Below are 6745 nucleotides of genomic sequence, written 5' to 3'. Positions count from 1 at the left end.
GAGCGTTCATCCCCGCACGTATCACGAAGCCTTCAGCTGTGATCTCCTGACCCGACCGGAGCAACGTCGCATCGGGCTTCCGGCCACGCGGCCTTTGGTGCAGCGCACCTGGCTCGCCGTGGGCGGCACCCTGTTGACGGCACGACTGGCTCTCGAGCGGGGCTTGGCCTCTCATCTGGCGGGCGGCACCCACCATGCCCACCCCGGCTTCGGGAGCGGTTTCTGCATCTTCAACGACTGTGCTGTCGCCGCACGGGTGTTGCTGGGAACAGAAGAGATGCGGCGAATTCTGATCGTGGATCTCGATGTGCACCAAGGGGATGGTTCGGCAGCGTGCTTTCAACACGACCCCAGGGTGACCACCCTTTCGGTGCACGCCGCCAGCAAATTCCCCTTACGCAAAGTGGAAGGGGATATCGACATCCCCCTCGCCGATGGCACCAGCGATGACAACTACCTGGCTGCCATTGCCGACCGGTTGCCTGATGCCTTGGACACCATCGCGCCGGATTTGGTGCTCTACAACGCGGGTGTCGATCCCCATCGCGATGATCGACTCGTGCTCGATGCCTGTCTGCGCCGCAGGATTCCAACCGCAACGGTGATCGGCGGCGGCTACAACGCCCTCGCTCCCCTCGTGCAGCAGCACGCACCACGATGGTGTGCTGCTGCCGAGCAGGCTCGCTTGTTCGACCTTCCATGACTGAGGGAATCTGTGAGGCCATCACTGAGGCCATGCCCCCCTGGAGACCTTTGCTGCGCGCGGCCATGCAGCAGGAGGGACGCTCCGTTGCCGCCCGCTGGGTGCAACTGGCCACAACAGGACGCGATGGCGCACCCCGGGTGCGAACCCTGGTGTTCCGCGGCTGGGTCGGTGCAGACCAGCTCGAACTGTTCAGCGATCAGCGCAGCGAGAAGGTGATGGAACTCGCCAACGATGGAGCCTCTGAACTGTGCTGGTTGTTCCCCAAAGCTCGCCAGCAGTACCGCCTACGGGGAAAGGTGAAGCTAATCACAGCCACCGAACAACCTGAGCTCTACCAGCCAGTGCTGGCAAAAGTTCTCCAATACAGGACGGGCCGTCTGGGGGTGGCCCAACCCGGTAGATCCGCTGGACCCCACGGCGGCGTTCCCCGATCAACTTCAACTGGCTGAAACTGCACCGCTGCCGGAGCATTTCGTGGTGCTGAGGCTGCAGGTGATCAGCGTCGAGCGGCTCAACCTCGGCCCCCATCTCCATCAACGCACGCGTTGGAGCGTGGACATGCTCTGGCAGGAGCAGTCGCTGAACCCATGATCACCACTAGCGATCAACGCGACCAACGGACGGACGGCCCGGTTCACTGGGCACCGTCACCACCGACAGCCGCTGCAGATCTCGGCAGTAATCAAAGCGGCAGAAGCCAACGCCCGTGCCGGAACAGACCGACAGGCTTTCGAGCGCAACAGATGCCCAGCGCCACTCCTCCGGCGTTGGCGTTTTTTCCGGGGCGGGACGCCAGCCATCGGCAATCAGGTGGCGATTCGCCTCAAGGATGGTCTGCTTGGCAATGAGCTGCAGCTCAGGTCTGGCGAAGGCAGACCCGCCCATCAACCAGGGCAGTAACAGCGACAAGACAACATGCCATGGAGGGGCTCATCCCTCTCTGCCCTAGCCATCGATCGAGGCGCTGACCACAGGGGTCAGCCTGCGGTGAGCTGAGCGAGGGGCTGAATGCTGAGGGCGATCACCACACTCACCACAACGCCAACGGCGGCTTTCCAGAGATCCGTGCCGATGACCTTGGCAAGACTGCCTACCTCCCGGTTGATGAACAGGACGTCTGATGTTTGTTGCTTGATCCGCAAGGCCAACTCACGGCCGCCGAGCAGGCCCAAAAACACCCAAGTGGTGCTGAGGGGGAAGCTGGAGAGGAAGGCCTTGTAGAGCAGGCAAAGACCGAACAACAGATCGATCAGCGTGGCCGAACGCAAATCGGAACTGTTGGTCTTGGTGTGGAGCACGGCCTGGATCGGCCCACCCCCGGTGGCCACCAGAACACAAAGGCCCACGCAGAGCACCAGTGTGCAGATGAGCATCGGGACGAGGTCCAACTGGCGCGGCAGGAACACAAAAATGTTGGCCAGGTCCTGCACCAGCCACATGCACCAGAGAAAGCCGGTGGAGAACCACTGTAGGCTATACCAGACCTTGCTGGGGTCTTGGCCGTCCTGGGAACGGGAGAACACCCATAGCTCCAGCGACCACAACCCCAAACCGTAGGCCGCCAGACCCACGCCGAAGGCGAGGCCATACCCCGTCAGCGAGCTGCTGAGCAGCGTGCCGATGTTGGCCGGCATGAACGATGACAACACCAAAAACGAGGTGCTCACCGGTGCTCCCCACTGGGTCAAGGCCACAACAGCGAGCGGTGGAAGCACATAGACCCAGGTGAACGGCTCGGGCCATGGAAACTCCTTGCCAGGCACACTGAGTCGCCCCCAGGTGGGATCACCGTTGTTGAGGAACCAGCCCAACAGCAGGACTCCACAGGTCACCGTGGAGATGAACAGCATCTGCAGCGGCTTCGGCGTGCGTTTCCGGTTGGAGGAGAGATAGGTGCCGAGGGTCTGGAGCGAGTCGTTCGCCACCACGGAATAGGCCACCAGCAGGAAGCCGACGAGCATCCAGATGCTGAGGTCCATGAATCCCAATCAAGCCGATGGATCGACTCCGTTGTAGTGATCCTCAGGAGGAATGACGGTGCTCCAGGCCACCCGGACGTCTGGTGGTCAACGAATGTTGTGTGGTCGACGGTGATACACCACCGGAGCGATTCGACCACGAACGTACGTTGACGGACGAATCGGTGTTTAGGAATACAGACCCAAATGTCTGAAGAACGAATGGATTTGACCTCAGCCAAAGCCAAATCGCAGTTCCCGTCAGGCATCGCTCGGCCTGGCTTCCAAGCCCCTTAGCGGCTTGGCCCGCGCATCACGAGCCGAAAAGAACGAGATTGCAGGACTATCGACGATAATTTTTCGACATTCACAAATTCCGTTCGAGACCGACTCTGGGACTGCTGCACGTCCAGGCTTTCCCATCAGTTCACCACCTTCAGGGTGCGAATCCCAGTTACCTTGACCCAACTGGCGAGCGCGTCGATATCAGCCCGCTCGGGAATGCAGATGCAACCCGCGCCGGGATAACAGCGGTGGATTCCCAGAACACTTCGGGTGGTGTCGAAGTGAGGGGTCAGGTCAAACCACAGATCATTACCCCACGGTTCCGGACGGCCCAGGCTGTACACACCGGCGGGCAAAGGGGCTGCATTGCCGGGGCTCCAGCCGCGATGCAGTTCAACCTTCCAGTGCGGTTGCCGTCCGGGAACAGCTCGGCCGTACAACGGGTGCTGAGCTGCAGTGGGCCGCCCTGCAGCAGCGCTGTCGTTGGCCCCTGTTGCCTAGAGAGATCAGCGGCCGTTGCAGCAACGCAGCTTCCCAGCAGCACAGGCAGCAGGAGGGCGTGGCGCAGCATCACGATCGTCATGAACGGTGCACCCACTTTGAGGCTGCCACGATGGCCTGCAGCAGACCAACCCTATGGTGGACGTTCTCGATCTGTTTCCCCGCTCCATCCTTCGGGGCACCCTTCCAGATCCTCTGCTCCAACAGCTGACTGCGCTGAGCGAAAGCGTTCTCGCCCATAGCGATCTTTCTGAAGGTGCCACCCCAGATCAACGCCAACGGTTTTGATGGCCAACTCTGCTTCCACGGCCCGGAAGACTGGCACATTCAGTCGTTCCACACCGGCATGGCGCACTACGTGCTGCCTGTTCCCGGTGAGTTCTATGTATTCCCGGCCTGGCAACCCCATTCGATGATGCCCTTCCGCGGGGACGGGGAACGCTGGTCGCTGGCTTTTAATGTGGCGGCGGCCCCCGGTGTTCCACCCACAGCGATGCAGCAGCCCGCCCCCCAGCAACAACCCCTGGGCAACGTCTCGCTCTCGAGTCAGCGGCTCACAGCCAAAGGGTTCTGACGAGAGCTGTCAGAGTCTTTCGATTGCATCTGTTCAGGATTCATGGGTGACTCCGAGCGGCTCCAGCAGGCCAAAGCGATCGCATCGGCGCTGGAGCAGTTGGCCGACCAGCTGCGCCCTGAGGTGATTCGTGCAGCCCGACTGGATGACGACGGACGCTGCGATCTCGACCGGATCGAATACGCCCTCGGGACCATCGGCAAGGCCTTGGTCCTTACGGACTATTCCATCGACGAAGAGAAGGACATCGACAAACTCAAGGCCTTCCGCGAGTCGCAGAAGGGAATGGGCTGAATTCAGACGCTGCTCCAGCGCAGCACCTGGTGCTGAACGTTTCCATCAGGCGTCACCTCGAGCAGCCTGCCCCCCGGATCATCGGCGCGACCCAGGGGACAGGGCTGCACCGCTTTGAAACTGCAGAGCGTGGAAGGGCATCCGAGCAGCAACACGTCAGGCCGCATTGCCCAGGAGCCCTGCCAATGCTGATGGATGTGTCCAAACAGCACCGCCCGCAGGGCCCGATGGGGACGCAAAAGCTCCTCAAGACAAGCCTGATCGCATCCATGCCGGCATCACCGATGGCGATCGGTGGATGGTGAAGAGCGACCACCAAGGGCAGATCACGGCGCTCCGAGCACTGCAGGCGCTGCGCCAGCCACTGGAGCTGAAGCGAGCCGAGCGCACCGGCAGCTGAACCCACCCGATGGCTGCTCAGCAGCAGCACTCTCACGCCTTGCACCAATAGATCAGCTGGAGCCGTCGTCCAGCTTCTCCCCAGCACCGCATCGAGCAGCAGCGGGTGATCGTGGTTGCCGGGCAGCAGAGCAACCGAGCAGCACACGTGTTGTCTCAGGGCCCGTCGCAGCCGGACATAACCACCCCAGCTTTCGTCCTGGCAAAGATCCCCCGTCACCAGCACCAGATCGGGGTTCAAGGCGCCACAAACCTGGAGAGCTCGCTCGAAGTGAGCAAGGGCAGGCCGTCTCGGCACCAGCCCCTGATCAGTAGCCACCAGGTGTGGATCACTGAGTTGAAGAATCCTCATCGCTCTCCGGAATGGACTGCCAGCCGCTGCACCAGCGGGTTGAATCCTTGAGCTCACTCCAGAGCACCCGCTCGCGATGCGACGGAGCCAGCACAGCCGCCAACTCGACCCATCGCAGTGGACCACGCCCGCCTTGCATGATCAGCTCAAAATGGCGATAACCGGCAACCGGGCGCTGGCTGGTCCAGGCCCGGGCAGGACGCCAGGCCATCAGCTGGCGACGAACACCTGACTCACGGTGCTCTCAATCACGTGCCCTGAAGCCACAATCATGTCGGTGTTGTCGGCGATGAATTGCTCCATCACACCGGGAGAGGCTTGCATCACGGCGCAAACCTTGGTGGGGTCCTCCTTACTAACTCCCCGGTAGAGAGAAGTAATACCCGCGATTTTCTGAAGCGGCAGGGATGCGTCATAGGTGGCGACCCATTCGGCAAATGACTTGGTGATGGTGAAGATGTGGGTTTCCATCGACCAGAATAAAAGCGGCGGACGCTATCACCAACATTCATCTTCCTCATCGGCAACCGATGGGATCCGACCAGGGCTCTGCCCCGAAGGCGAGACAGCACTCTCATTAAGGCCTACTCTTGAGAATGAGCGAGGAGAAGCTGTGACATCGTCCTCCGCGCCTGCCGCAACGGATATCACCCTGCAGCAGGAGCTGCATCAGGACGGGCGCCGTCTGACCCCGCAGCGCAAACGGGTTCTTGAGCTGTTCAAGCGCTGTGGGTCCGGCTGCCACCTCAGTGCCGAAGATGTGCACCAGCAGCTGGCAGCACTTGAAATGAAGGTGTCTCTGGCAACCGTGTATCGCACCCTACGCCTGCTGGCCGACATGGGTCTGCTCCAGGAGCTGGAGCTCAGTGAAGGGGGGCGACGCTTCGAGCTTGCCGTTGACGATCACCGCCAACATCACCATGTGGTGTGCATCCGCTGCGGCCGCACCGAGGAATTCGAAAGTGAACCTGTGCTGGCAGCAGGAGCCGCCGCCGCCGCCCATGTTGATTTTCAGTTGATTGAATCAAGCCTGAACGTGCGTGCGATCTGCCCCAAATGTCAGGGATAGATCGCAACACCTGAATCATTCGGCGCGAAATTCCTTGTCGTAGAGATCAGCCACCAGAAGCTCAATCAGTTGGACAGACACCAGTTCTTTTTCGCGTCTCAAGGTGTTCAGCAAAATTTGAACCTGGCGGTGATGCATCAATGACACTTCACCCATCTTCAACCATCGGGCACTGAGCAGGGTTTGGAGACGTTGGCGTGGCGACGATGGTGACATCAGATGCGCCCTGTTTCGCACACTGAAGCCAGCAGCACAGCCTCTGAAAGGCGTGAGCAATTAGAAGTCTTCCGAAGCTTTTGTGAAGCAAACGCGCGGGCTGCTTACTAAGGATGCTCATTGCAGGGCATCCAGTAGCGATCGCCCATGCGATGCACACCCTCACAACCCAATTGGCGCGCCTGTTCCTCCGCCTCTTCGCGGCTGGGATAGGCCAGATAGCGGGGATTGGTGGTGGAGCGGATCTGAATCAAGCCCATGCTCATCGGGCCGGCGGTGATCACCCCCATGGTGTTCACACCAACCGCCACCAATCCCATCCCAACGATGGCGGCATTGATCACGCCCATCGCCACCACACCAATCGAAACCACACCCATCGGCACCACAC

11 protein-coding genes and 3 pseudogenes are annotated in these 6745 nt (G+C 60.8%); 6 read left to right on the top strand and 8 right to left on the bottom strand.

All coding sequences use genetic code 11. The features are described from left to right. Both ACGVJ8_RS04995 and ACGVJ8_RS04990 read left to right on the top strand, forming a co-directional pair. The coding region (locus ACGVJ8_RS04995; protein ID WP_392345982.1) for a histone deacetylase at nucleotides 1-703 on the top strand (703 nt) is incomplete at its 5' end. Continuing rightward, the gene (locus ACGVJ8_RS04990; RefSeq protein WP_392345980.1) at nucleotides 700-1155 is read left to right on the top strand and encodes a pyridoxamine 5'-phosphate oxidase family protein; all 456 of its coding nucleotides are present in this window, start codon (nucleotides 700-702) and stop codon (nucleotides 1153-1155) included. The genes ACGVJ8_RS04995 and ACGVJ8_RS04990, both read left to right, overlap by 4 nt. A 148-nt stretch (nucleotides 1156-1303) precedes the next feature. Here ACGVJ8_RS04990 and ACGVJ8_RS04985 read toward each other — a convergent pair whose 3' ends face one another. From ACGVJ8_RS04985 to ACGVJ8_RS04975, 3 genes are all read right to left on the bottom strand, one after another. Further along, nucleotides 1304-1615 (bottom strand): hypothetical protein, encoded by a 312-nt coding sequence (locus ACGVJ8_RS04985; RefSeq protein ID WP_392345978.1) that lies wholly within the window; start codon nucleotides 1613-1615, stop codon nucleotides 1304-1306. Between the two features lie 68 nt (nucleotides 1616-1683). Next, nucleotides 1684-2685 carry a hypothetical protein gene (locus ACGVJ8_RS04980; RefSeq protein ID WP_392345976.1) on the bottom strand — a complete coding sequence of 334 codons (1002 nt, stop codon included), beginning with the start codon at nucleotides 2683-2685 and terminating at the stop codon, nucleotides 1684-1686. Between the two features lie 401 nt (nucleotides 2686-3086). Further along, a complete protein-coding gene (locus ACGVJ8_RS04975; RefSeq protein WP_392345974.1) occupies nucleotides 3087-3389 on the bottom strand; it encodes a hypothetical protein in 303 nt (100 codons plus the stop codon). 196 nt (nucleotides 3390-3585) lie between these two features. Between ACGVJ8_RS04975 and ACGVJ8_RS04970 the strand changes: the two genes are divergently transcribed. From ACGVJ8_RS04970 to ACGVJ8_RS04960, 3 genes and pseudogenes are all read left to right on the top strand, one after another. Continuing rightward, nucleotides 3586-3738 (top strand): hypothetical protein, encoded by a 153-nt coding sequence (locus ACGVJ8_RS04970; RefSeq protein WP_392345972.1) that lies wholly within the window; start codon nucleotides 3586-3588, stop codon nucleotides 3736-3738. After that, nucleotides 3695-4024: pseudogene (locus ACGVJ8_RS04965) on the top strand (putative 2OG-Fe(II) oxygenase); the annotation flags it as partial. The gene ACGVJ8_RS04970 and the pseudogene ACGVJ8_RS04965, both read left to right, overlap by 44 nt. Nucleotides 4025-4066: 42 nt before the next feature. Next, nucleotides 4067-4318, top strand: a complete 252-nt coding sequence (locus tag ACGVJ8_RS04960) for a hypothetical protein (protein WP_392345970.1) — start codon at nucleotides 4067-4069, stop codon at nucleotides 4316-4318. 2 nt (nucleotides 4319-4320) lie between these two features. On the opposite strand, the pseudogene ACGVJ8_RS04955 reads toward ACGVJ8_RS04960, so the two are convergent. From ACGVJ8_RS04955 to ACGVJ8_RS04945, 3 genes and pseudogenes are all read right to left on the bottom strand, one after another. Beyond that, nucleotides 4321-5069: pseudogene (locus ACGVJ8_RS04955) on the bottom strand (metallophosphoesterase). Beyond that, nucleotides 5047-5280: a TIGR02450 family Trp-rich protein gene (locus ACGVJ8_RS04950; protein ID WP_392345969.1), complete on the bottom strand. Its 234-nt coding sequence runs from the start codon at nucleotides 5278-5280 to the stop codon at nucleotides 5047-5049. Before ACGVJ8_RS04950 ends, ACGVJ8_RS04955 begins: the two are co-directional and overlap by 23 nt. Further along, nucleotides 5280-5540, bottom strand: coding sequence for a DUF3764 family protein (locus ACGVJ8_RS04945; protein ID WP_392345967.1), 261 nt, complete (start codon nucleotides 5538-5540; stop codon nucleotides 5280-5282). Before ACGVJ8_RS04945 ends, ACGVJ8_RS04950 begins: the two co-directional genes overlap by 1 nt. A 142-nt stretch (nucleotides 5541-5682) precedes the next feature. Between ACGVJ8_RS04945 and ACGVJ8_RS04940 the strand changes: the two genes are divergently transcribed. Next, nucleotides 5683-6138 (top strand): Fur family transcriptional regulator, encoded by a 456-nt coding sequence (locus ACGVJ8_RS04940; protein WP_392345965.1) that lies wholly within the window; start codon nucleotides 5683-5685, stop codon nucleotides 6136-6138. A 15-nt stretch (nucleotides 6139-6153) separates the two neighbouring features. Here the strand turns inward: ACGVJ8_RS04940 and ACGVJ8_RS04935 are convergent, their stop codons facing one another. Further along, a complete protein-coding gene (locus tag ACGVJ8_RS04935) occupies nucleotides 6154-6354 on the bottom strand; it encodes a hypothetical protein (RefSeq protein WP_392345963.1) in 201 nt (66 codons plus the stop codon). Between the two features lie 107 nt (nucleotides 6355-6461). Then, a pseudogene (locus ACGVJ8_RS04930) lies at nucleotides 6462-6745 on the bottom strand (hypothetical protein); the annotation flags it as partial.

This window comes from Parasynechococcus sp. (assembly GCF_042954245.1).
Classification (GTDB): Bacteria; Cyanobacteriota; Cyanobacteriia; order PCC-6307; family Cyanobiaceae; genus Parasynechococcus.
Note: the sequence above shows the minus strand (reverse complement) of the source record. Positions and strands in the feature narration are given on the sequence as shown.

Coding starts and splice junctions, on each gene's coding strand:
- ACGVJ8_RS04990 (WP_392345980.1), top strand. CDS start 700: ATGACTGAGGGAATCTGTGAGGCCATCACTGAGGCCATGCCCCCCTGG.
- ACGVJ8_RS04980 (WP_392345976.1), bottom strand. CDS start 2,685: ATGGACCTCAGCATCTGGATGCTCGTCGGCTTCCTGCTGGTGGCCTAT.
- ACGVJ8_RS04970 (WP_392345972.1), top strand. CDS start 3,586: ATGGTGGACGTTCTCGATCTGTTTCCCCGCTCCATCCTTCGGGGCACC.
- ACGVJ8_RS04960 (WP_392345970.1), top strand. CDS start 4,067: ATGGGTGACTCCGAGCGGCTCCAGCAGGCCAAAGCGATCGCATCGGCG.
- ACGVJ8_RS04950 (WP_392345969.1), bottom strand. CDS start 5,280: ATGGCCTGGCGTCCTGCCCGGGCCTGGACCAGCCAGCGCCCGGTTGCC.
- ACGVJ8_RS04945 (WP_392345967.1), bottom strand. CDS start 5,540: ATGGAAACCCACATCTTCACCATCACCAAGTCATTTGCCGAATGGGTC.
- ACGVJ8_RS04935 (WP_392345963.1), bottom strand. CDS start 6,354: ATGTCACCATCGTCGCCACGCCAACGTCTCCAAACCCTGCTCAGTGCC.